The sequence below is a fragment of the Cysteiniphilum sp. 19S12-1 genome (assembly GCF_052030685.1).
Classification (GTDB): Bacteria; Pseudomonadota; Gammaproteobacteria; order Francisellales; family Francisellaceae; genus Caedibacter.
In genome coordinates this window covers 1-24,199 of the sequence record NZ_JBQAJM010000016.1, presented here as the reverse complement: position 1 = coordinate 24,199, position 24,199 = coordinate 1, and the positions used below count along the sequence as shown (strand labels likewise).

Below are 24,199 nucleotides of genomic sequence, written 5' to 3'. Positions count from 1 at the left end.
AATTCAGTAGCAAATAAGATACTTTTTGGACTATGTTGAATAGTTGGTATATTGACAGCAGGAGGAAATATGGGGCAAACACGCAAAGATTTTACATCCGTTTGGATATTTATTTTGGCAGCGGTGGGATCTGCAGCTGGACTTGGCAATTTATGGCGCTTTCCTTATTTGGCGTATGAGCATGGCGGGGCTGCGTTTTTTATGGCATATATCATTTGTTTACTATGCATTGGTTTGCCGCTATTAATCCTTGAAGTCGGTTTGGGCAAAGTATCAAAAAAAGGCGCACCCGAATCATTGGCTCTCATTGGTCATGCCAAGCGCTTTAAAATCATTGGTTGGCTTGCAGTTCTTGCGGCCTTTGGCGTGTTGACTTATTACATTGTGATTACCTCATGGGTGCTTAATTTTGCGGTTGATTCATTTAAAATGCCGTGGCAAACGGGCAGTGAAAGTTATTTCTTTAATCAATTCTTAGGATTAAGTGCAGGCATTGATAGCTTTGGCACGCCTAAATTGGCAATTGTGCTAGGTGTTGTTGCTATTTTGTTGTTGACGTATATTTCATTATATAGAGGCACCAGTGGCTTGGCGTTTGTTGCGAAATGGATCACACCTATTCCCTTTATATTACTGATTATTTTATTGGTTAACTCAGTCTCTTTATCGGGAAGTCTTAGCGGCTTACACGCGCTATTTGTGCCAATATGGTCATCCCTTTTAGAAACCAAAATCTGGTTTGCTGCGGCAGCACAGGTGATTTTCTCCATCTCTTTGGCAACTGGGGTTATGTTTGCTTATGGTGCCTTGTTGGGCAAGGATGTTAAAATTGGGCGCACATGTACGATTGTGGTGATTGGTGATACGTTAGCATCGATTATCTGCAGTATGATTGTCTTTTCAGTGCTTGGGCATGTAGCGCACATTGATGGCAAGAGTATTCATGATGTGGTCTCAGGTGGTATTGGTCTAGCATTTGTGGTAATCCCACATGCATTGACTTTGTTACCTGCAGCGCAGGAATTTTTCTCATTTATATTTTATGCATCTGTTTTCTTTTTGGCATTTACCTCGATCGTATCCTTATTTGAAGCGGTCTTGGCAGCTTTGATGGATAGTAAGATCAAACTTAAGCGCGCCAGTATTTTGTTTGTTATTTGTGTGGCTTTACTTATTTGTAATTTGTTTTATACCATGGGCAATGGCTTGTATTTGCTGGATGTGGTGGATCATTTTATCAATGGTTATTTAATGCTTGTGGTGATGGTTGCCGAAGCGCTTGTTATTGCGTGGCTTTATGATATTAACAAGCTCACGCGAGAGCTTTTCCCTAACCACAATCCCAATATGTTACATGTTATTTTCAAGGCACTAACCGCTTATATTATTCCGATCGTATTAAGTGTACTGTTTATCAAGCAGGTATATGCCGACATCTCAGGTGGTTATGGCGGTTATCCGAACAGTTATTTATGGGGAATAGGGGCTTTGATTTTAATATTGAGTGCTGTGGTTGCTCAGCGCTTAAGTCGCAAGTTTTAAAGCTAATAATTGCAAAACACAGGGTAACTTGTCAGCAGTATAATTAATAACAAATAAAAGAAGAGAAGAGTATGCACAATAAAGATTTAACGAGATTCGGTCGTTGGAATTTATATCAAGTTGAGGTGATTGAACGATTTTCATGGTCAGCATTATCAGGAATTTTAGTAGCTTATCTAATGGCTGTGTTTGGGGTGGACAATAAATATGCCTACTTACTTTATGCCGGCACAAGTGGTATGACATATGCCATCATGGTGCTAGGAGGATATTTAGCAGATAGTTTTGGCGCTAAGCGAATGGTGTATATTGGTCTATTTACGAAAGGAATAGGTTTTTTAATTTTGGCATTATCAACGCATTTAAGTATGGCAATTTTTGCGTTATCAGTCATAGCTGTAGGCATAGGTCTTTTTAAAGCAGCACCCTCAGCATTATTGGCACAAGTAACTAAATTAGGTGAAGAGTCGAAGAATTTTACAGCGCTTTATATGTCGATAAATATAGGTTCTGTTATAGCTAAACTCACATTGATGCTCGTTGCTTTTGCATTTATTGACTATGTATCACTTTTTTGGATTAGCACCATCTCAAGCTTTTTGGTGATTATAACTTTTTATTTAATGCGCCATACATTAAAGGATGTTTCTACAACCGGAGGTGCTAAGAAATTTGATAAAAACCAAATGAAGTATATTGCAGTCATCATTCCTGTACTTAGCATTATCGTCTCAATGATTCTGTCATTTAAAACATTGCTTACAATAATCACAGTAGTGGTTGCGGTTATTGCGATGCTTTATTTGTTTAAACTTGCATTAAAAACACCGAGCGTTTGGGCAGTTATTGCCTTGATGTTTATTATTGCGCCATTTAACATCGTTTACGTTCAGTTATATACGAGCTTTTTAAGTGAAGCAAAAGCAAATGTAGGTGAAGTGTTAGGGCAACTTATGCTTGTGTTAAACCCGTTGACAATAGTGGTTTTTGGCTCAATATTTTTGGGTGTATATAAGCGTTTTGCAATACATGATTTTTATAAAATGGCAATTGGTACACTATTGATAGCATTATCATGTGGCATTATCTCTAATTGGAATGGTGGTACAGGTTTGGTGCTAACTTATATTGTGAATGCTATTGGAGAGCTTCTCGTTAGTGCGATTGGGCTTGGTGTTGTAGCAAGGTATATGCCAAAGTCAAAAGTAGGTATTGGTACAGGTATATTCTTCTTAATGCTAGCAGTGTGGAATGTGGCAGGCGGTTATATTGCGTCAATGACAGTTGATTATAGCACTCAAACAGTAGCCGCTTTGATTAGCAGTGTAGCGATCGTGGTGGCAGTTATTATTGCGGTTGGAACTTATATTTGGAGTAAAAAAGATAAAAAATTAGCTTAGGAAATTATGGTATTAAGCACTTTTAACAAAATGGTCATTTTTAAAAGCAACACAATACTGAAGTGTGCTTTGTGCTAAAACATCTTTCTTTAATTTGTTATAGCACTGGTTGTTTGGCGCAGTGACACTTTGCAAATGCAGCTTAGCGTTAGCATTATTGTGATTGTTTTCAACAATGGAGCTGTCAAACATCGCATTAGGATACCAAACCTTTAAACCAGTATCTTTGCCAAACCAATCGGTCATCTGATCACCCACTGACATAAGCCAGTAGACATGACGTTGGTCACTTAGTGCGCGACGCAAAACATCCTTGTAAGCAACGCGTTCATTGGTGTTGTTTGTGCAAGCATTGGCAGGCACTGATCCTGATAAAAAGACATATTGATCAAGTGTTTTATCAGATAAATGTAAGTGCTTTTTAAGCCAGCTTCTGGTCGCCGATGATTCATTATGATTGCAAGATCTTGCGGTGATAAAGTAGCAGGCAATGCCATCTTTGAAACAGTTTTGTTCAATAAATTCAGCAGTGGCAGGATCATTAATGCCTGACTTAGTGAAGTAATCATCATCAAATGACGTTAACTCAATGGTGTTATCGATATCAAACATAATTGCTGGTGTTTTACCTTTAGCTTCAATCGCATGGATAAAGCCAATTTTCTTGAAGTTAGCAATAAGATTGGTTAAATCACTCATCATTGCGTTTGCATCCTTGGCAAATTGCGAGTCTTTGGCAAAGTCATTATAGTCTTTAGTGCCCATATAGCGTTTCGTGTCAGAATTATCAGCTATTTGATCTATCGCTGCTTTGGCATTGGTAGGCAAGCTAAACGGTTTACCATATTTGGCGTTAAATGCCATTGTCAGTGAAGTGACTTCACTATACAGTTTCAATGAATCAACCGTTGCAGGTTTTGCTGCAGGTGCTTGTGCTAAAGAACTCTGGCAAGCCATAGCAAAAAATGCAGTAGTTAAGAGTTTTCTGTATTGTCTAAATTGTTTCATGCTATTGATCCTTAAGCATTGTTGGGTTGTGAAATTATTGTTTAAGCACATAACCGTTGAGCTTGATGCTAATAAAACAGTTGTCATTGGGAAATAGAGATTATGTGTCTTTATTTCCATATCATCTTGCGATTAAAAGCAAATAAATTTTAAAAGGGAGATTAAGCAGTAATTGTTACAGAAATATTAAAGAAAGACTTTGTATCGTTGATCTTAGGTTTTTTAGTCAAAATTGTGTAAAGCAATCTTGGTGCGTTGTGCTAAAATGCGGCTCTAAATTTTTGATTTTTTAGTTTTTTAATATCAGTATCCATTGTAAATGCTTTGTGATGGGTATAACAAATAATAGGGTTTAGGTAATGTCGCAAATACATGAACAACAAAAACAGCAAGAAATTCAAGATAAGCAAGAAATGCAAGAAATGCAAAAAAATTATGATCCTAAAACATTAGAGCAGCAGTGCTATGACAAGTGGGAGAAAAAAGGTTTATTCAAATGTGGGCAAACCAATGCTGCACCTTATACGATTATGCTGCCACCGCCTAATGTCACCGGCACGTTACATATGGGGCATGGTTTCCAGCAGACTTTGATGGATTTGTTAACACGTTATCATCGGATGATGGGTGATGATACGCTATGGCAATCAGGTACTGATCACGCCGGTATTGCGACACAAATGGTGGTTGAGCGCAATTTAAATGCTCAAGGCTTAACGCGTCATGATCTAGGGCGCGAGAAATTTATCGAAAAAATATGGCAATGGAAAGAATACTCAGGTGGCTCAATTGCTAAACAAATGCGCCGCTTGGGTACATCTGCTGATTGGTCACGTGAGCGTTTTACGATGGATGAAGGCTTATCACAAGCCGTACAAACTTGCTTTATTAAGCTGTATGAAGATGGTTTGATTTATCGAGGTGAGCGTCTGGTGAATTGGGATCCGGTGCTGTTAACCGCAGTTTCTGATCTAGAGGTGGTACAAGAAGAAGAAAAAGGTTCATTATGGCATTTTGCCTACCCATTAGCAGAGGGTGGCACTATTGAGATTGCGACAACACGTCCTGAGACGATGTTAGGTGATGTTGCTGTGGCAGTGAATCCAAATGATGAGCGCTATCAGCATTTGATTGGTAAGATGATTAAACTGCCATTAACCGAGCGTGAGATTCCTGTTATCGCGGATGATTATGTTGATATTGCTTTTGGTACGGGCTGTGTCAAGATCACCCCGGCACATGATTTTAATGATCACGAGATTGGTAAGCGTCATCAATTACCAATGATCAATATTCTAACAGCAGAAGGTAAGATCAATGATAATGCACCAAAAGCTTATCGAGGTTTAGATCGCTTTGATGCGCGCAAACAGATTGTTGCTGATATGGAAGTGCGAGGTTTGCTCGTCAAGGTTGAACCACATACCTTGAAAGTACCACGTGGTGATCGCACCGGTGTTATCCTTGAACCGTATTTGACCAAACAGTGGTTTGTTAAAGCCAGTGAGTTAGGTAAGCCTGCTTTAGAGGCGGTTGAAAATGGTGATATTCGCTTTGTGCCTGATAACTGGAAAAATACCTATTACTCATGGATGCGTGATTTGCAGGATTGGTGTATTTCGCGTCAGTTATGGTGGGGGCATAGAATTCCTGCTTGGTATGATGAGCAGGGTAATGTCTATGTCGGTGAGTCGGAAGTCGATGTTCGCATTAAATATGGCTTATCGTCAGAGCTTAGATTGTATCAAGATGACGATGTCTTTGATACGTGGTTCTCATCCGCATTATGGCCGTTTTCTACGTTAGGCTGGCCGAACAATACTGCTGAGCTTAAAAAATATTATCCAACGAGTGTGTTGGTTACAGGCTTTGATATTATCTTTTTCTGGGTGGCACGAATGGTGATGTTTGGGCTTTATTTTATGGATGAAATCCCCTTTAAAGATATTTATATCACAGGGCTCATTCGTGATGCTGAAGGACAGAAGATGTCGAAATCAAAAGGCAATGTACTTGATCCTGTGGATTTGATCGATGGTATTTCGTTGGAAAATTTGGTGGTTAAAAGAACGCAAGGTTTGATGCAACCACAGATGAAAGCTAAGATTGAGAAGCAAACGCGTAAACATTTCCCAGAGGGTATTGAAGCTTATGGTACTGATGCGTTGCGTTTTACTTTTACCGCTCTAGCATCGACTTCGCGCGATATCTGCTTTGATGTCTCGCGAATGGAAGGGTATCGCAATTTCTGCAATAAACTATGGAATGCTTCACGCTTTGTTATGATGAATCTAGAAGGTTATGATTCGTCATATAATCAGTATGAAATGGGTGTGGCAGAAGAATGGATTTGGCATGAGCTGAATAAAACAGTTGCTGAAGTGCATAAGCATATTGCCAATTATCGCTTTGATTTACTGGCACAAGCGATTTATGAGTTTGTTTGGAATCAATACTGCGATTGGTATCTTGAGCTTGCCAAAGCCACACTCAATGATCAAACGATCAGTGCCGCGCGCAGACATGCCGTGCAATATACTTTAATCACCGTACTTGATAAGATCTTACGTTTGGCGCATCCGATTATTCCATTTATTACTGAAGAAATATTTAATCAAGTTAAAGTATTCACCGAGGAAGATGCAACATCGATTATGGTCAGTAGCTTCCCGCTATTTGATGAAGCGCTTATCAATGAGAGAGCGGCTCACGAGACAGAATGGCTTAAGCGCGTTATCGTTGCCATACGCACCGTGCGTGCTGAGATGAACATCAAGCCGAGTTTGAGCATTCCGCTTTTTATCAAAAATGCATCAAAAGACGAATTAGATAAACTCACTGCAACAAAATCCCTTATTCAGTCGATGGCAAAAATCTCAAATATTACGCTGAGTGATGAGGTGCCAATGTCAGCAACAAATCTTGTTGATACACTGGAGTTACATATTCCATTAGCAGGACTCATAGATGTCTCAGCCGAACAAGCGCGTTTGAAAAAAGAGCAAGAGAAACTTGATAAGGAAATCGCGCGCTTAATGGCAAAGCTTGGCAATGAAAAGTTTGTTGCTAATGCGCCAGAGGATGTCGTAGCCAAGGAAAAGGAAAAGCTTGCTGAATATCAAACAACGCAAAGCAAATTGATTGAGCAATTTGAAAAATTAAAGGCGTTAAAAAAGTAATATAACTCGTAACTCTTGGATAGGTAAGCCACTGGTTTGACCAGTGAGACTTTCAAGGCTTTGCCTTTAGATTTAGTTTGGGATGCTGTCATAATATACCTGTGGGCTTGGCGTTCACACAGGAGAAATAAAAATTATGACAGCATCAGCTTATATGAAAGTCTAAGTCATTCGAAATGGGACTGCAAATATCATGTGGTATTTGTTCCAAAATACAGGAAGAAAGTGCTTTACGGTAAGATTCGCAATTACCTTGGTCCGCTATTCCATGAGTTGTCGAATCAAAGAGGTAGTAAAATACTGGAGGGGCATATGGTTCAAGACCATGTGCACATGCTAATAAAAATACCACCAAAATACTCAGTTGGGGAAGTAATTGGGTATATCAGGGGTAAAAGTGCAATTGCTGCAGTTGCACGTCAATTTGGATGAAGGCAGCGTAATTTCAATGGTGAGCGATTCTGGGCAAGAGGCTATGCTGTTTCGACAGTAGGCTTTGAAGAGGTTCAGATACGTGAGTACATTAAGAACCAAGAGCAGATTGACGGACGAGGTTCAGATGAACCTGGTAAGTTTTAAGTCTTGGAATAACGTTTAATCTGGCAGCCCTTGGGGCTGCTAAAAACCGCCAAGCCTCCCGTTCCACGGGAGCGGTATGACTCTCTTCAATCAACTTCCAGATGCAAAACCAGATGACCGATAGCTTGTAATAAGGAGATGTATTCCGTTTTATTTTGATACATGTAGTGCATTTATGTCTGGTTAAAAATCTTCGATCATGCGCCTACCAATCAGTAGATTATAGTAACAAAACCAAAATATTATCAATTTTAAGATAGAGTATAAAATGATTAAAAATATAAGTAATGTGAGCAAGTTAGGCTGGAAAATTATTGATACCATTGCGGATGTCTTTAATGGAAAAATTCCACAGTTCAATTAACAAGCTGCTAGGTAGTTACAATTAAATTTAATTTTAGGGGATTAAAGTTTGTTGAGGAAATTAAAAGATTATAATTTATTGTCGCTGGTATTTTTTTTATTAGCTCACTGTTTAGTCTGGACTGTAATTACTACTATTAGCAGGAACACACCTAATGGAGATACAATAGAAGCATTTAATTGGGCTAGTAATCTTGATTTTGGCTATGACAAGAATCCATATATGCCAGGAGTTGTGGCGTATATAGGTAAAGTTATTTCTAATTATGCACATAATTCGTGGGGATATTATCTTTTACAGCAAGTCATTATTTGTTTTGGTTTTCTTGGGGTTTATGCTCTAGCTGTAAAGGTAGTTCATAGAGAGAAAGCAGTCATTTCTGTACTTTTATTAGAGGGCTGCCTCTACTTCAATGTATATGCACAGACTAATAATGATAATTATATACTTATAGGTTTAATTCCCTGGTGTGTCTACTATTTTTATAAGATTTGTCATCAGGAGATTAAATATAACAATTTTGTAATTTTTGGATTACTCAGTGGTTTAGCTATGATGACAAAGTATAGTTATTTAATTTTTCTGGTTTGTTTTCTAATTTATGTGCTTATTCAAAAAGCTATATACCATAGATTATGGCAACACAAGCTCTGTATTTTTGCAGGGTTATTCAGTTTTTGTTTGGTTATAGTGCCACACATCGTGTGGCTAATAAATAATCAATTTATCACGATAAATTATTTGCTCTATAGGTCATCATACCCTAATCAATCCACCTTTATAAATAGACATATTTTAGAACCTATCAATTTTATTTGGATGACAATATGTAATCTAACTATTGTCTTTACAATGTTTATTGGACTTAGAGCAAAAAAATCAAGGCATATTTTGGCTATTCAACATCAAACTTTCTTAGTATGTGTAGGCATATTGCCAATAATAATAGTTTTTGCTTATTATTTTATTTCAGGTAGTCAGGTGTATTGGGAATGGGGAGTTCCTTTTGTTATATATATTGGTTTAATTATGGTATGTTATTTTGATACAAAATATAATATCTTAAGATTATTAGTCTATGCAATCGTACTGATGTTTTTTGGGGGTAGTCTAAATCTGTTGATCAATAAGGTTATAAAACCTGGTGGAAGCGCTGATTTCCCTGCGGAGAAAATTGCAAGTTATACATATAGTTTATGGAGGGAAAATATTAATACTCCTTTAAAATATATTGGTGGAAGTCGCTATCTGGCTGGGTATATTGCTTACTATATGCCTCAGCATCCAAAAGTTTTTAATGAATGGAATAGTTTATATTCAGGTGGAATTAGTGATTGTGATATTCAAAAATATGGAGCTCTTTTTGTTCAAAATGGTCAATATGGTACTTTGGTTAAGGGATTGCCTGAAGAATATTTTGACTCAAGTAGATTTGCACCAAGCTTATATAGGAGGTTTCCTAATCTTAAATTATTAGGCAGTAAAAGCTTCATGTATCTTTCTGACTCAAAGGAAAAAACAACTGTTTTATTTGGGATTGTTCCCCCAGATCCATTTATTAAATGTCGTTAAATTTTTAAAAATTAAAAACCTCTTGAAAAAAAATTTCCTATCCTCACTTTCTAGGCATTGAATTTTTAAAGCCCCATGATTGTTTATACCCATCGTAAATCGTTTTACGGTTTTTAGTGTTGAAGAAATAAGGATAAAGGATATATGAAAGCAGAAAAGTTTACCCATAAGTTACAAGAGGCGCTTACTGAAGCGCAGAGTTTAGCCATTAGCAAGAGTCACACGATGCTAGAGCCTATTCATGTGCTAAAAGCATTGTTGGATCAAGAAGGTGGCATGATTGCATCTATTATCACCCAAGCAGGTGGTAATTTATCAAATCTCAATAGTGAATTAAGTAATGCCTTAAATGCGTTAGCTACCAGTAGTGCAGCAAGTCAAATCAGTGCGTCAAATAACTTGATTAAAATACTGCAACAGATGGAAAAACTTGCCAGTGAAAAGCAGGATGAATTTATTTCAAGTGATTTGTTTTTAATCGCAGGGTTTGTCGATGGTGCGATTAGTAAAATATTTAAAGCGGCGGGTTTATCAAAAGAAAACCTAACTCAAGCGGTGGATAAAGTCAGAGGTGGTTCACGCGTTGAGAGTCAAAATGCTGAAGATATGCAAGGTGCGTTAAAGAAATATACGATTGATCTAACTGAAAGGGCGCGACAAGGTAAGATTGATCCGGTGATAGGGCGCGATGATGAAATTAGACGCACGATCCAAGTATTGCAACGTCGCACTAAAAACAATCCCGTATTAATTGGTCGCCCAGGCGTTGGTAAAACCGCCATTGTTGAAGGCTTAGCGCAGCGCATCGTTAACAATGAGGTGCCTGAAGGTATTCGCAATAAACGTATTTTATCTTTGGATCTGGGGGCGTTATTGGCAGGAGCCAAGTTCCGCGGCGATTTTGAAGAGCGTTTAAAATCAGTACTTAAAGAGCTAGCCAAACAAGAAGGTAGTGTGATTTTGTTTATCGATGAGTTGCATACTATGGTTGGCGCAGGTAAAGCTGAAGGTTCGATGGATGCCGGTAATATGTTGAAACCCGCCTTGGCGCGTGGTGAGTTAAGATGCGTGGGGGCAACGACATTAGATGAATATCGCGAGAATGTTGAAAAAGATCCTGCACTAGAGCGCAGATTCCAAAAAGTATTGGTTGATGAACCAACGGTTGAAGATACCATTGCGATTTTGCGCGGGTTAAAAGAGCGTTATGAAGTGCATCATGGCGTTGATATTACCGATCCGGCAATTGTCGCTGCAGCGACTTTATCACATCGCTATATTACTGATAGGCAATTGCCTGATAAAGCCATTGATCTAATGGATGAAGCAGCAAGTCAAATCCGTATGGAGATTGATTCACGTCCTGAGGAAATGGAGAAGTTATATCGCCGGATTATTCAATTGAAAATGCAGCGTGAGCAATTGAAAAAAGAAAAAGATGATGCCACCAAGAAGCGCTTGGATGTTTTAGAAGATGAGATTAACGCTTTAGAAAAAGAATACTCAGGCTTTGAAGAAATTTGGAAGTCAGAAAAGGCGCAAATGCAAGGTTCACAAAAGCTAAAAGAGCAGTTGGACCAGGCTAAAATTGATCTAGATGCTGCTAAGCGAACTGGTGATTTATCAAAAATGGCAGAGTTGCAATATGGGCTTATTCCGCAGTTAGAAGAGCAGATTAAAGCATTGGCTAGCGCTGATCCAATCAAAACAAAACTCGTGCGTACACAAGTGACTGAGAATGAGATTGCTGAAGTGGTTTCTAAATCAACTGGGATTCCCGTCAATAAAATGATGGAAGGTGAGCGTGAGAAGCTACTACATATGGAAGACTTCTTAGGCAAACGTGTGATTGGTCAAAAAGAAGCGATTACCGCCGTGTCAAATGCCGTTCGTCGCGCGCGCTCTGGATTATCTGATCCGAATCGTCCAACAGGATCATTTTTATTCTTGGGTCCAACGGGTGTTGGTAAGACTGAGCTGACCAAGGCATTAGCAGAGTTTATGTTTGATAGTGAAGATGCGATGCTTAGGATTGATATGTCAGAGTATATGGAGAAGCACTCAGTGGCTCGCTTGATTGGTGCGCCTCCAGGCTATGTTGGCTATGAACAAGGTGGCTACTTAACTGAGCATGTAAGACGCAAACCTTATTCGGTCATTTTGCTTGATGAAGTTGAAAAAGCACATCCAGATGTTTTTAATATTCTATTGCAAATCTTAGATGATGGACGCTTGACTGATAGCCAAGGGCGTACGGTTGATTTTAAAAATACTGTGCTCATTATGACTTCAAACTTAGGCTCGCAGTTAATCCAAGAAAAGCTGCATAGTGAGGGTTATGACCAAGTCAAAGAACAAGTGCTTCAAGTTGTATTGCAACACTTTAGACCTGAGTTTATCAATCGTATTGATGAAACCGTTGTCTTTGAGCCATTAGATAAAGAGATGATTAAACAAATCGCTGAAATTCAAATCAATCGTGTGCGCAAGCGTTTGCATGAGCGTGATTTGACATTAACGATTTCAGCAGTAGCAATGGATGAGCTAGCAGATCACGGTTTTGATCCGGTATTTGGTGCAAGACCGTTGAAACGCGCGATTCAGCAATACATCGAAAACCCATTGGCTACTTATCTTTTAGAAGGGCGTTATGTGGCAGGTGATACTATTCAGGTCACCAGTGAACATGATAATTTTGTTTTTTCTAAAAAAGATTCCACTATTATAGAAAAGGCAGGTAAGTAGGTGAGTCAACAAAAACGGTTGTCATTACAGGTGCTAATGTAATGAATCAAGAATATACCGCTCACAAACCATTTTACAATATTTCTGCCGTCGAATTTCTTGCACTTTTGAGCGATTGTATTTTGCCAATAGTCCTAGCTATTACCTGCAATACAATCACTCAAAATCATCAAAAACTTCTTTGACATCAAACAACGCAAAATGATTTACGAGCGGTATAAGTTGCGTCAGCTAATACCTCTCCCCTTGCGGGAGAGGTCGTGCAGCTTAAGCTGTACGGGTGAGGGGGAGTAATTGAAGCTCAACTTATTTTTGAATTATTACAATAAAGGTATTGGTCTTGTTCTGATATAATGCTGAGCATATTTATTTAGATTAATATCGCTATGTTATTACAACGTATCTTAGCTTTAGGACTTCTGTTAAGTAGTTCCATTATCTCATTTGCATCTGGATGGCAGCTTCAGCAAAAAAAATCCGTTGGTATTGTGCCAAAGAAAGTGCAGTTTTACGCTTTTGAGGCGCTTAAAAAAAAGCATTTTCCGCTGCTTGTCGATGTCGTGTTGTTGAATAATGACGCATATAAAGCGGGACTCACGATTCAATCACAAGATAATGTTCAAAGTGTGCTTGATGTAGCAACTCAAAAGGATGCATTTTTAGCAACGAATGGTGGCTTCTATCAAGAAGGATTTCTTGTCAATGGTCTTTTGATTGATCAAAGCAAACTGCGCTTACCGTTGGTTAACAATACGTTGTTATCATCAATTATTACGATTGATCAACATGGTCACATCAATATCTTAGATAAAGATCAAACATATCATCATGCTTACTATGCTTTTCAGGTGGGACCTATTTTGCTTAAAGATAACCTCATACAAGAAGTCAATGATGATAAACTTGCCAAACGTATTATTTATGCACAGACAAGCTCAAAACTTATGGTGATTTATGTTGATAGCGCAACCTTGCAGCAGGCGGCATATGTTGTTAAAGCACTTGCTAATTACTTTGATATCAATATTAAACGCGCGGTAAATTTTGATGGTGGTAAGGCGGGGGCTTTTATCTTACGTAAATATATAACACCTGTGATTTATCCAGAATATATTCCTGTGAAAAGTGTTGTGTATTTCACGTTAAATGCTGATTGAGTGCTTATGTACATTGTGATACAGTCCCATCTTAATAATCACATTTAAGTTTAAGCTAATGGATTTAGGGTTTTCTGAGTTAGGTAAAAAATCTGAATATAAAACACAATATGATGCCAGTTTATTATTTCCGATCCCGCGATCGATAAAGCGTGATGAGTTGGGGATAAAAGGAACCCCTGAGTTTAAAGGTGTCGATATTTGGACGGGCTTTGAAATCTCATGGTTGAATATGAAAGGCAAGCCACAAGTGCGCATTGCAATCTTTGAGATTGATGCGCTTTCTGAGTGCTTGATTGAGTCAAAAAGTTTTAAGCTTTATTTAAATTCTTTTAATAGTACACATTTTGCCAGTGATGATGAGGTTGTTAATATTATGCAGCATGATCTCGCTCAAGCTACCAATGGTGAAGTGTCTGTGACATTGTACGCATTAAAAGATTACCCTTGTCATATTGCTAACCAATTTACAGCAGAGTCGATAGATGAGCTTGATATCGAAATCAACGAATATACGACAAACCCTCAGTTTTTAACTGCAGATCAGACAATCAAAGTACATGAGCGCCTAAGTAGTGATTTACTGAAATCCAACTGTTTAGTGACCTTTCAACCGGATTGGGGTAGTGTGGTGGTCGAATATCAAGGAGGCAAAATTAATCGCGAAGGGTTGCTGAAATATCTTGTTTCTTTCCGTGATCATAATGAGTTCCATGAGCAATGTGTTGAGCGTATTTATAGCGATATTATGCGCTATTGCCAGCCTGAAAAATTATTTGTTTATGCGCGCTATACACGCCGTGGCGGACTCGATATCAACCCAATGCGCGCAAACTTTATGTTTGATGCTGAGCAAAATAAGCAAAAACAGATACGTTTGGCACGTCAATAATGCCTCAATAAAGGGAGGTATTAATTTGCCTTATAAGCAGGTATAATTGCCAGACTTCAAAGTTTGAATGTATTTAAATGGAAGTTAGCCATTATAAAATTAGTAACATTGACGTAAACAGCGGCAAAGTTGAGTTTTACGATACGCTCACCAAAAAGGGTGCGTTTGTACTTGCTAGTGAGCTGTATCAACAAGACAGAATTGACCTTTTTTCAGAAGCAGATCAGCGTATTATTGCTTTTTATGCAGGGCGTCAAGATACAATGTTTGGCAAACAACGCTTGGTCGAGCAATTTAAGCAAAAAACAACACGCCAAAGTAGCCTTATTATATTGGTTGCGTTATATGCTGTAATTTTCTTTGTCTCAAATCTAACCGGCTCTACGTTGATTAATTTAGGTAGTGTTGGAGGTATGTTGATCATAGCTCCTGCGGCAATCTTTGTTTATTCACTAACTTTTTTGGTCGACTCGTTGTTGACTGAAATATATGGTTTTTCAATTGTTAGAAGAGTCTATACAACAGTTGCTTTAATGTCATTATTTGCCTTGTTGTGTTTGTATGGGCTGTCCAAATTACCGGCACATAATGGTGAAAATTATATTGCTGAGTTGCTTTTTATCAAAGGAGATATTTTACGAACCTTTATCGTTTCATTTGCCAGTTTTTTGGTTGCTGAATATATTAATACAGGCATTATCTCGCGATTAAAGTACTATTCGCGCAAAAAATATGGGTTTGAAGAAGCAAAAGAACGCAAGCGTATTATTGCAAGATTTCTGATAGCAACCTCCATTGGGACAATGGTCGATAGCTTAATATTTTGCTTTGGCGTGTTTTTATTCGTCGTACCAATACAGATGATTATAATTGTTGTAATGACTCAATATGTTATTAAGCTTACTTATGACATTATTGCATGTATCTTTTCAAGTAAGTTGGCAATGTATATTAAACAGCTAGAGAAAACCGACATTGTTGAGCTGCCAAGCAATAAAATTACTCATATTATTGGCTTTAAGATCGATTCAGATCGTTGTGTTAATTCATATGTTAATAACTAAAAAGGGAGAAGGAAATGGGGAAAAATTCACATTATAAGATCAGTAATATTAACCCAAATAATTTTACAGTTGAGTACTATGACACTTTAACCAAGAAGAGTAGTAGTCGATTAGCTAATAGACTCAATGAAAATGACATTATTGATTTATTTTCTGAAAGTGATCAGCGCTTAATTGCATTTAATGCAGGCAAGCAAGAAAGTCTATTTGGTAAGGTAAGGAATAATATAAAGTTGGCAGCGCTCGAAGAGAAGAAATATGTTTTTTTGCTATTTGTTTCACTTTATACCGTCATCTTTTTTGCATCAAATTTAGCGGGTTCAACAATTATTAGCTTAGGGAGTATTGGTGGTATTCCACTGGCAGCACCAGGTGCCATATTTGTTTATTCGTTAACATTTCTATTTGATTCAATCCTAACTGAAGTATATGGTTTTTCAATTGTTAGGCGAATTTATACAACGGTTGCGTTAACTTCGCTAATAGCACTATTAATTCTTAGTGTCTTGGCGATGTTGCCTACGGTTAATGGGCACAACTACGTGCGGGAATTGGTTTTTTCTGAGGCTGGAGTGATTAGGGTTTTTGCTTTTTCATTTATTAGTTTTGTAATTGCCGAATTTGTTAATACCAATATTATTGCAAGATTAAAGTATTATTCGCGCGAAAAGCATGGACTGCAGGAAGGCAAAGAACGCCGGCGAATTATTGTTAGGTTTATTATTGCAACGGCCATTGGTACTTTTATCGATAGTGTTGTTTTTGCTTTTGGTGTATTCTTATTTGTTGTACCACTAAAGGTGATCTTCATCATCATAATGACTCAGTATGTTATTAAATTATCTTATGATGTCATTGTTTGTACTATCTCAAGTAAAATTGCATTGTATATTAAGCGTCTAGAGAAAACCGACATTGTGGAGCTGCCAAGCAATAAAATCAGTGGTATTGTTGGTTTCAAAATTGACTCAGATCGTTGTGTCAACGTGTTTAGTGATAAAGCTTAACTTCAACTAATGCGGCAATAATTTCAGCATTTGAATATTCATCATCAAGGGGTATGAGCATATCTTTTTTGTTGAAAATGCCTTGTTTTATTTTGAGGTATAAATTGCCATCAATTTGATAAATGTTTTGAATCGTGTAGTTATTTTTGCTTTTGATAATGCACAGGCTAGGAAAGGCAATTTCTTCAAAGTTTAAGTAGTCAAAAATCAAAACATTACCAGTTTGATAGGGTGCTATATTTTGATCAAGTTCAATAGCAAAGGCATTCGTTGATAACTGATTATTCGCGATTTCAGTGACTTTGCTGTCATCATCTTGATAGTTACCAGTAATAAACTGTGCTAAATTTGCCTTAGTAATCACGGGGCATAGCCGACTTGATTTTTTCAGTTTGTTTGCATTGTCGACAAGATTGTGACGGACAAAATCATCAATGCTGACTTCAAAGAAATCTGCAAGCATCTTAATGGTTTCAATCGACGGATTTTTATTGGTTTGGCTGGTGATGTTATAAATAGTCGTTGCTGAACAGCCAACTTGTCTGGCAAGCTCACTGACTGACTTGATACCATGCTGACGCATAAGGTTAAAAATGTTATGACTTAATTGTTGTACTATGTTTGCCATGGTTTTTCGACTCCCAAATTTGAATGCCAAGTATAGCAATAACTCTGGTTGTTTGTCAGTAGGATAAGCGTATATTCGGATAAAAAATTACTTGAATAAGTAAAAATAGCTAAAATTTACTTTACAATAAAAATTTTGAGCGATAATATGGTTTCAAGTTTTGTAGCGGGGGTTATTGAAACTTTAGATGAGGGGCAGGGAGCTTTTGGGGTAAAGTTCCTAGAAGAAGGCTTTAGCGTGGGGCTAAAGCCTTTTTCATTTTTATTTTGTTTTAACAATTTTTCTGATCAGAAAATTCGATAAAAAATTAAATGTCAATGCTAGTAAAGCATCATAAATATTGCTAGAATGCCGCTGTAATTAAGACGAGTCTAAATTTATCTAAACTTAATTACGAGGTCATTTATGTTACGTATCACTGAAGAAGCCATCACTTTTGATGATGTGCTGTTGTCTCCTGGTTATTCCAATGTATTGCCGCATCAGGTTTCATTAGAAACGCATCTTACGCGTAAAATAAAATTAAAGATGCCATTAGTATCCGCAGCAATGGATACCGTAACCGAATCGCGCTTAGCTATTGCCATGGCGCAAGAGGGTGGTGTGGGTATTATTCATAAAAATATGCCAATCAAAGCACAAGCAGCTGAAGTGCGCAAGGTTAAGAAGTTTGAAAATGGCATGGTGATTGATCCGATTACTGCTTCACCTGAAACAACGATACGCGAGTTGTTAGCTATTACTGAGCAGTATCATTTCTCAGGCGTGCCTGTTGTTGAGGGCAAAGCACTCGTTGGTTTGGTGACATCGCGTGATATTCGTTTTGCCAAAGACCTAACACAACCGATTTCAAGCGTTATGACCCCAAAAGAGCGTTTAGTAACGGTGAAAGAGGGTGCGCAAGAAGATGAGATTCAGCGTTTATTACATCAGCACCGTATTGAAAAAGTATTGGTTGTCAATGACCGCTATGAACTCGTTGGTTTAATCACAGTAAAAGATATTCAAAAATCGATTGATAAACCCAATGCGTGTAAAGATGAATTAGGGCGCTTAGTGGTTGGTGCAGCCGTAGGTACGGCAGGAGACACTGAGGCACGTGTCAAGGCGCTGGTTGAAGCCGGAGTTGATGTGATCGTTGTTGATACAGCACACGGCCATTCGCAAGGCGTGCTTGATCGTGTAAAATGGGTAAAAACGCATTTCCCAAAAGTACAAATTATTGGTGGTAACATCGCCACAGCGGAAGCCGCGAAAGCTTTAGTTGAGGCGGGAGCTGATGGTGTTAAAGTGGGTATTGGTCCAGGATCAATCTGTACAACGCGTGTTGTCGCGGGTGTTGGCGTGCCACAATTAACGGCTATTTCCAATGTGGTTGCGGTGATGGCGCCATTGGGTGTGCCTGTGATTGCTGACGGTGGTATTCGCTATTCAGGTGATATTTGTAAAGCAATTGCCTCAGGCGCATCGGTTGTTATGGTTGGTGGATTGTTTGCAGGAACGGAAGAATCACCTGGTGAAGTTGAATTATTTCAAGGGCGTTCATACAAGTCATATCGTGGTATGGGTTCATTGGGTGCTATGGCAAAAGGCTCATCTGACCGTTATTTTCAAGACAGTGTTGATGCGAAAAAGCTCGTACCTGAAGGCATTGAAGGACGTGTTCCATATAAGGGAACGCTTGCTGCAGTCATTCATCAATTAATCGGTGGTTTGCGTGCTGGTATGGGGTATACAGGTTGCGCTACAATTATCGAGATGAATACCAAACCAACCTTTGTCAAAATCACGGGTGCTGGTTTTAACGAAAGTCATGTACATAATGTGATGATCACCAAAGAGCCACCAAATTATCAATTGAAATAACTAATAAAGGCAATTATTTCTACCCTTATTTTATTATGTAAACATTGGCTTAATGTTGGTCGAAGTCAATGATCGTTTCGTCGTCATTTGTGTACATCCCTTCGACTTCGCTCAGGGTACGGATCAGGCTTACCTTGTTGAGTAACCACTTGGTTGACATCAAGAAAAAAGAGTGAAAAATAACAAAAAAAGCAGATTTGGAATTTAAGCGATTGTATCAGCATTAAAATTGCTCTATTGTATGCGGGTATTTTATGTATCGTTAATTAATTTACCGCGATACAGTATTTATAAACATTATTTTAAACTCAAAATAAAAGTGGAGTATTGGCTCATGAACGATAGATTAAAGATTAACGTTGGCTTGGCTGAGATGCTTAAAGGTGGCGTGATTATGGACGTTGTAACTGCAGAGCAGGCAAAAATCGCTGAAGAGGCGGGTGCTGTTGCGGTGATGGCGCTTGAACGCGTTCCTGCTGATATTCGAAAAGACGGTGGCGTTGCGCGCATGTCAGATCCAAAGCTGATCAAAGAGATTATGAGCGCAGTGAGTATTCCTGTGATGGCAAAAGTGCGTATTGGTCATTTTGTTGAAGCGCAAATTTTAGAGTCATTAGGTATCGACTTTATCGATGAAAGTGAAGTGTTAACACCTGCGGATGATGAAAACCATATTGATAAGCATGCTTTTAAAGTGCCTTTTGTTTGTGGTTGTAGTAATTTAGGTGAAGCATTGCGTCGAATTGGTGAGGGCGCTGCCTTGATCCGTACTAAGGGTGAAGCAGGGACCGGTGATGTGATTCAGGCAGTAAAACAAATGCGTGCATTAAATCGTCAGATCAAAGAAGTACAAATGGCGGATAGTGGTGAGCTGATGGCGATTGCTAAAAAACTAGCTGCACCTTATGAGCTAGTAAGATATGTACATGAGCATGGCAAATTGCCTGTACCTAATTTCTCAGCCGGTGGTATTGCAACACCTGCTGATGCAGCGATGATGATGCAATTAGGTGCGGAAACCGTTTTTGTTGGTTCTGGTATTTTCAAATCAAATAATCCTAAAAAACGTGCTGAAGCCATTGTAAGTGCGGTAACACATTTCAATGATCCAGATGTGATTGCTAAAGTCTCAGAAGATCTAGGTGCGCCAATGACGGGAATTAACTGTGATCATTTGTTACCGCATGAAATGTTTTCAGCTAGAGGCTAGTAACGAGTAATGAATATCGGGGTACTTGCGTTACAAGGTGCGTATGATGCGCACCAGAAAAAAATTGCATCACTGGGGATTAACTGTATTTTAGTCAAAACAGAAGCCGCTTTAGCTAAGGTTGATGCGTTGATTTTGCCAGGTGGTGAGAGTACGACAATGACTTATTTGTTACAGAAACATCAACTATGGCAACCATTGATTAAGCGCATGCAAGAAATTCCAATTTTAGCAACGTGCGCTGGTGTGATTCTATTACAAAAAATGGGTGTGTTGGATATCGACGTCATTCGCAATGGTTATGGGCGACAGTTAGAAAGTGGTATTTTCCCTTTAAATGTCAAATTTGACACGACAGAGGAAGAAGTTGAAGCTTTTTTTATTCGTGCACCGATTATTAGCGCGATTAATGATAAAGAAATAAATGTCATGTCTTATCATTTAGATAAGCCTGTTTTAATTAGAAAGCATAAAATATTGGCAGCAACTTTTCACCCTGAGCTATCTCAAAGCTCGCTAATACATAAATACTTTATCGATTTAGTACGGCATTAGGAAGATTGATTTGACCAATCATTTGCTGGTATAAACGACAATAGGATGGCTACAGCAGGCTTCAGTTCTTGGTATTCCTCTTTTGACAGCTTTGATTTAAGTCTCTTAAGCTCACTTTTACGCACATCTATTAGCTTTTTCCGATATAACTTTGATACATGGAAGCGATCTGCTACAACAATATTGTTTCCAAAAACCTCTTTGGCAGCATTAATATAACCTTCATACAAATCAGAACAGACAGCTGAAACAGTATTGCGTAAGCGGGAAGGTATGCTTTTAAAAAACTTAAGAATATCATCTTTATTTCGTCCTTCAATAATTAGCTCACGTCTATCTCGCAGGGAAATATTAAGTATTTGTATATCTGATAAATCAAGCAATTCAACAGGTAATACCACAAAAAATATCTTTGCTCATTTTGGTATCTTAGGAAGTCTAGAGTCATCAAGGAAATCATCAACACTATAAGTATATACTTCATCATGATGTATGGTTGATTTATATGTAATTTCTTTTGGCGTAAAAACCCCTATATATGTAGGCATAATTTTTAATGAATTTTTCTTGAAAACATTTGGTGTGTAAGATGCAAAGTTTTTGTTACCTGAGTAGCGTGCTGATTCATATAAAAATGCTTCGATACTATTTTTCCTCATGGATTTTGATAGTTGCTGTGTGTAAGCATAACTATTTTTAGAAGTTAGCAATTTATGGTCTAAGCGTTTAATTTTAGTAAGATCAAGAAAATTTTGGATATTGCATTGTACTGAAAAAACCGTTCTTTCAAAGTAAAGCGTATCGTTTATGTTTGCTTGACGGTTAAAATTAAAGAAATAAAAAGCGGATTCAGACAATGATGTTTCTTTATTGCTCGAACCATACCAAAGTGACTTTTCATAGATCGACCCAAACCTAGAGCCATATTTCAAAGGCGGGTATCTGAATGGGGTATATATTAAATAATGATGATCAACATACTTGGTGTTGGGCTTAGCCTTTTCCTCAAGTAGTTGTTCTAATCGTTCTTGTTCTTGGATGTTGCCATTTGTGAGCTTAAGTGTTGAAGCAGTATTTTGTGTTTCAATACTTTTATAAACTGTTAGCCTTTCACATGGTTGAATGTGATTTTTGATGAACTCAAACTCGTCCACGATAATAGTCCAAATAGTTCATTACCAAAACCAAGCCTTTGACTGACTTCATTAAATCCATTGGAGTGTCGTCACTAAGATCGTTATTGTTGCTGGTCAGCCATTTTTTACATATTGCTTCATTACCACCATATATCGCGTCTAGTGATCGAATAACTTTTATAAAATATAACGCGAGTTCTCCAGTGCTAGTTTCAGGTGAAAAGGTATTTGAATTAGTTTTCTTTGCTTTACTGAAAGCTGAATTACTCATATGAAGAATGCGTGCGATATCCGATTGTGGGATATTATATAACTTCGAGACATTCTCTAAAGACTTTGCAATGATTGAGCTATCATTAGTCACACTAACCGCAGTCATTTTAGCAACTCCTTATTTGTTTACTTTAGCAAGTATAATTTAAAAAAGTGAAAAAGTAAAATATAATATCATTTTATGGGTTGCTTGAAATTTTAACAGATGCTGTTTAAATTTCTTGGGGTATTATAATAAATCATGCAGTGCTATTTTGTGTTGAATTGACTCCATTATTGCGTATTATTGTACATTGACTACAAAGCAATATTTTGCGATGATGCGCGCTTATTTTCATGAATTACTTTTGTAATTGTGAATTGCTTTTTTTAATGCTTTCTTATTAGAACGAGGTTAAAGGTGAGAAACTACTTATTTGGGTGTGTTGTATTGGCTTTGGTGAGCGTGAGCTTTGCTGCCAATAATACTGATCATGCTACATCATCGGCGAATGCAGCTATTGGTCCTGAGTCAGCGCAGAAAGCAAATGCGTCAAATGATAAAAGACAGATTTCCTTAGATAAATCAGATAAATCAGATAAAGGCGAGAGTTTTTGGACATTCTTAAAAGGCACTCAGCCTGATAACGCCGTTTACTTAGGGATGTTTACTTGGCATTTTAATCCTGAAAGTCGCGCGCATGATCGTTGGTCAAATAATTTGATTGGTGGTCTTTACAATAGCATCTTTGTTGGCACTTTGCTTAATTCATTCAGTGATCGAGCTTTTGTAGTTGGAGTGCAACGTAATCTCTATACCAATCAATTATCACAAAACAATCAGGTGAATGTCGGGTATCGTTTAGGGTTAATCTCAGGTTATGATCAACGAATGTCAGATTTTGCGAAATATTTACCAGTGTTGCCGATTCCTGAGCTTTATATTGATTATGCTTACAAAAATTTTGGTGCAGAATTATCTTATATTGGCGTGGTATTTACCGCGAAGTTTTTTATCCGTTTTTAATTGACTGTGGTCTACGCAGTAACAAGTTCAAATGAATGTCCTTTGTGTGCATGGCGTGCACAAATAACGGCAAGTAATCCAATTGCTAGTACAAATGTCGCGAAATGAATGCTCGTCATCGTAAATTGTGTCAATAAAAAAGTTGCCATGGCTCCACCTAGGAAGGACATGAAGTTGAATAATGCAGCGGCTGACCCTGTGATGTGATGCGGTGCACTTGAGATAGCCCCTGCACTTGCTGTTGGACGAATCATCGCGTAGCCTAATGTTGTGATCCACATAGGCAATACTAAGGTATAGATATTACTGATGAAAATGACATTTAACAGGATGGTGTTACGTCCAACTTTATATGGCTCTTAACTGCTGTTTTTGTCTCGCACTGAATGCGTAGTTTCAGCGCTCCTTATGCGCACAAAGCGTGGGATGACCAATACTTTGTATAGTTTCATCATTGTTTACCAGAATGCCTAATATCAGCAAGATTTTTAAAGAAGGTTATTTTTAGAGCAAGATGAGTAGCTCTGCTTGATTAGATTGATTAAGATGCATTCACATTTAATCAACGAGCTCACTGACAATGACTCAAATCATCAAAGACTACTCATCCCTTGAAGATTATACTTACCATGTTCGATACAATCCAGAACTTTTAAAGCCACATGCCTGCCAAAATTGTGGCTGTCATCATTTTTGGCAAAATGGTTATTATCAACGAAAGATTTCAGGGCGCGATCAACATCAGAGCGATCGTAATCCGATTGATATTATTCGCTTTAAATGCAGTCACTGCAAGCAAACCTATTCGATTATGCCATCACCTATTGCCTTGTACCGTTGGTATTTTTGGTGTTTACAATTACAAGTGCTTTTATTGCTATTGCAAGGGATCAGTGTCAATGCTGTCGCTAAACAATATGCCATATCAAGAGACACTGCATCACGCTGGTATCTGTGGCTGATGCATTCATTCAAGGACTTTCAGCTAAGTCTTTGTGCCGATCATCCTTACTATG

21 protein-coding genes and 1 pseudogene are annotated in these 24,199 nt (G+C 38.0%); 16 read left to right on the top strand and 6 right to left on the bottom strand.

Translation table 11 applies throughout. The annotated features are described in order from the left end of the window. Window positions 1-69 precede the first annotated feature (69 nt). Window positions 70-1,542, top strand: a complete 1,473-nt coding sequence (locus ACTS4L_RS06760; RefSeq protein WP_440616449.1) for a sodium-dependent transporter — start codon at window positions 70-72, stop codon at window positions 1,540-1,542. Window positions 1,543-1,613: 71 nt separating this feature from the next. Continuing rightward, window positions 1,614-2,942, top strand: coding sequence for an oligopeptide:H+ symporter (locus ACTS4L_RS06755; RefSeq protein ID WP_440616448.1), 1,329 nt, complete (start codon window positions 1,614-1,616; stop codon window positions 2,940-2,942). Window positions 2,943-2,954: 12 nt separating this feature from the next. Here ACTS4L_RS06755 and ACTS4L_RS06750 read toward each other — a convergent pair whose 3' ends face one another. Further along, window positions 2,955-3,950 carry a hypothetical protein gene (locus tag ACTS4L_RS06750; protein WP_440616446.1) on the bottom strand — a complete coding sequence of 332 codons (996 nt, stop codon included), beginning with the start codon at window positions 3,948-3,950 and terminating at the stop codon, window positions 2,955-2,957. A gap of 413 nt (window positions 3,951-4,363) precedes the next feature. On the opposite strand from ACTS4L_RS06750, the gene ACTS4L_RS06745 reads away from it, so the two are divergent. From ACTS4L_RS06745 to ACTS4L_RS06710, 8 genes and pseudogenes are all read left to right on the top strand, one after another. After that, window positions 4,364-7,129: a valine--tRNA ligase gene (locus ACTS4L_RS06745; protein ID WP_440616477.1), complete on the top strand. Its 2,766-nt coding sequence runs from the start codon at window positions 4,364-4,366 to the stop codon at window positions 7,127-7,129. Between the two features lie 144 nt (window positions 7,130-7,273). Next, window positions 7,274-7,708: pseudogene (gene tnpA, locus ACTS4L_RS06740) on the top strand (IS200/IS605 family transposase). Between the two features lie 412 nt (window positions 7,709-8,120). Further along, a complete protein-coding gene (locus tag ACTS4L_RS06735; protein WP_440616444.1) occupies window positions 8,121-9,644 on the top strand; it encodes a glycosyltransferase family 39 protein in 1,524 nt (507 codons plus the stop codon). A 144-nt stretch (window positions 9,645-9,788) separates the two neighbouring features. Beyond that, a complete protein-coding gene (clpB, locus tag ACTS4L_RS06730; RefSeq protein ID WP_440616443.1) occupies window positions 9,789-12,389 on the top strand; it encodes an ATP-dependent chaperone ClpB in 2,601 nt (866 codons plus the stop codon). Window positions 12,390-12,775: 386 nt separating this feature from the next. After that, the gene (locus ACTS4L_RS06725) at window positions 12,776-13,546 is read left to right on the top strand and encodes a phosphodiester glycosidase family protein (RefSeq protein WP_440616442.1); all 771 of its coding nucleotides are present in this window, start codon (window positions 12,776-12,778) and stop codon (window positions 13,544-13,546) included. 58 nt (window positions 13,547-13,604) lie between these two features. Continuing rightward, window positions 13,605-14,438: an NADPH-dependent 7-cyano-7-deazaguanine reductase QueF gene (queF, locus tag ACTS4L_RS06720; protein ID WP_440616441.1), complete on the top strand. Its 834-nt coding sequence runs from the start codon at window positions 13,605-13,607 to the stop codon at window positions 14,436-14,438. A gap of 77 nt (window positions 14,439-14,515) precedes the next feature. After that, window positions 14,516-15,502: a VUT family protein gene (locus tag ACTS4L_RS06715; protein WP_440616439.1), complete on the top strand. Its 987-nt coding sequence runs from the start codon at window positions 14,516-14,518 to the stop codon at window positions 15,500-15,502. Window positions 15,503-15,516: 14 nt separating this feature from the next. Beyond that, window positions 15,517-16,509, top strand: coding sequence for a VUT family protein (locus ACTS4L_RS06710; RefSeq protein WP_440616438.1), 993 nt, complete (start codon window positions 15,517-15,519; stop codon window positions 16,507-16,509). Here ACTS4L_RS06710 and ACTS4L_RS06705 read toward each other — a convergent pair. Next, window positions 16,493-17,137, bottom strand: coding sequence for a helix-turn-helix domain-containing protein (locus ACTS4L_RS06705; RefSeq protein ID WP_440616437.1), 645 nt, complete (start codon window positions 17,135-17,137; stop codon window positions 16,493-16,495). The genes ACTS4L_RS06710 and ACTS4L_RS06705 overlap by 17 nt on opposite strands. Window positions 17,138-17,272: 135 nt before the next feature. On the opposite strand from ACTS4L_RS06705, the gene ACTS4L_RS06700 reads away from it, so the two are divergent. From ACTS4L_RS06700 to pdxT, 4 genes are all read left to right on the top strand, one after another. Then, entirely contained in the window at window positions 17,273-17,440 is a 168-nt protein-coding gene (locus ACTS4L_RS06700; protein WP_440651840.1) for a hypothetical protein, read from the top strand. A gap of 102 nt (window positions 17,441-17,542) precedes the next feature. After that, window positions 17,543-19,003: an IMP dehydrogenase gene (gene guaB, locus ACTS4L_RS06695; protein WP_440616435.1), complete on the top strand. Its 1,461-nt coding sequence runs from the start codon at window positions 17,543-17,545 to the stop codon at window positions 19,001-19,003. Window positions 19,004-19,337: 334 nt separating this feature from the next. Next, on the top strand, window positions 19,338-20,213 hold the full coding sequence (gene pdxS, locus ACTS4L_RS06690) for a pyridoxal 5'-phosphate synthase lyase subunit PdxS (protein ID WP_440616434.1): 876 nt from the start codon (window positions 19,338-19,340) through the stop codon (window positions 20,211-20,213). A gap of 9 nt (window positions 20,214-20,222) precedes the next feature. Next, on the top strand, window positions 20,223-20,768 hold the full coding sequence (pdxT, locus tag ACTS4L_RS06685; protein ID WP_440616433.1) for a pyridoxal 5'-phosphate synthase glutaminase subunit PdxT: 546 nt from the start codon (window positions 20,223-20,225) through the stop codon (window positions 20,766-20,768). Here pdxT and ACTS4L_RS06680 read toward each other — a convergent pair. The 3 genes from ACTS4L_RS06680 to ACTS4L_RS06670 are packed head-to-tail and all read right to left on the bottom strand — an operon-like array spanning window position 20,765 to window position 22,283. Continuing rightward, the gene (locus tag ACTS4L_RS06680; RefSeq protein ID WP_440616431.1) at window positions 20,765-21,169 is read right to left on the bottom strand and encodes a transposase; all 405 of its coding nucleotides are present in this window, start codon (window positions 21,167-21,169) and stop codon (window positions 20,765-20,767) included. The genes pdxT and ACTS4L_RS06680 overlap by 4 nt on opposite strands. A gap of 15 nt (window positions 21,170-21,184) precedes the next feature. Beyond that, window positions 21,185-21,922, bottom strand: coding sequence for an RES family NAD+ phosphorylase (locus tag ACTS4L_RS06675; protein ID WP_440616429.1), 738 nt, complete (start codon window positions 21,920-21,922; stop codon window positions 21,185-21,187). Beyond that, complete coding sequence (locus ACTS4L_RS06670) at window positions 21,909-22,283, bottom strand: antitoxin Xre/MbcA/ParS toxin-binding domain-containing protein (RefSeq protein WP_440616428.1); 375 nt, start codon at window positions 22,281-22,283, stop codon at window positions 21,909-21,911. Before ACTS4L_RS06670 ends, ACTS4L_RS06675 begins: the two co-directional genes overlap by 14 nt. 294 nt (window positions 22,284-22,577) lie before the next feature. On the opposite strand from ACTS4L_RS06670, the gene ACTS4L_RS06665 reads away from it, so the two are divergent. Continuing rightward, window positions 22,578-23,183 carry a hypothetical protein gene (locus ACTS4L_RS06665; protein ID WP_440616426.1) on the top strand — a complete coding sequence of 202 codons (606 nt, stop codon included), beginning with the start codon at window positions 22,578-22,580 and terminating at the stop codon, window positions 23,181-23,183. A gap of 11 nt (window positions 23,184-23,194) precedes the next feature. Here ACTS4L_RS06665 and ACTS4L_RS06660 read toward each other — a convergent pair whose 3' ends face one another. Further along, on the bottom strand, window positions 23,195-23,464 hold the full coding sequence (locus tag ACTS4L_RS06660; RefSeq protein WP_440616425.1) for a hypothetical protein: 270 nt from the start codon (window positions 23,462-23,464) through the stop codon (window positions 23,195-23,197). A gap of 299 nt (window positions 23,465-23,763) precedes the next feature. Between ACTS4L_RS06660 and ACTS4L_RS06655 the strand changes: the two genes are divergently transcribed. Further along, on the top strand, window positions 23,764-24,199 hold a 436-nt coding region (locus ACTS4L_RS06655; RefSeq protein WP_440651838.1), incomplete at its 3' end, for a helix-turn-helix domain-containing protein.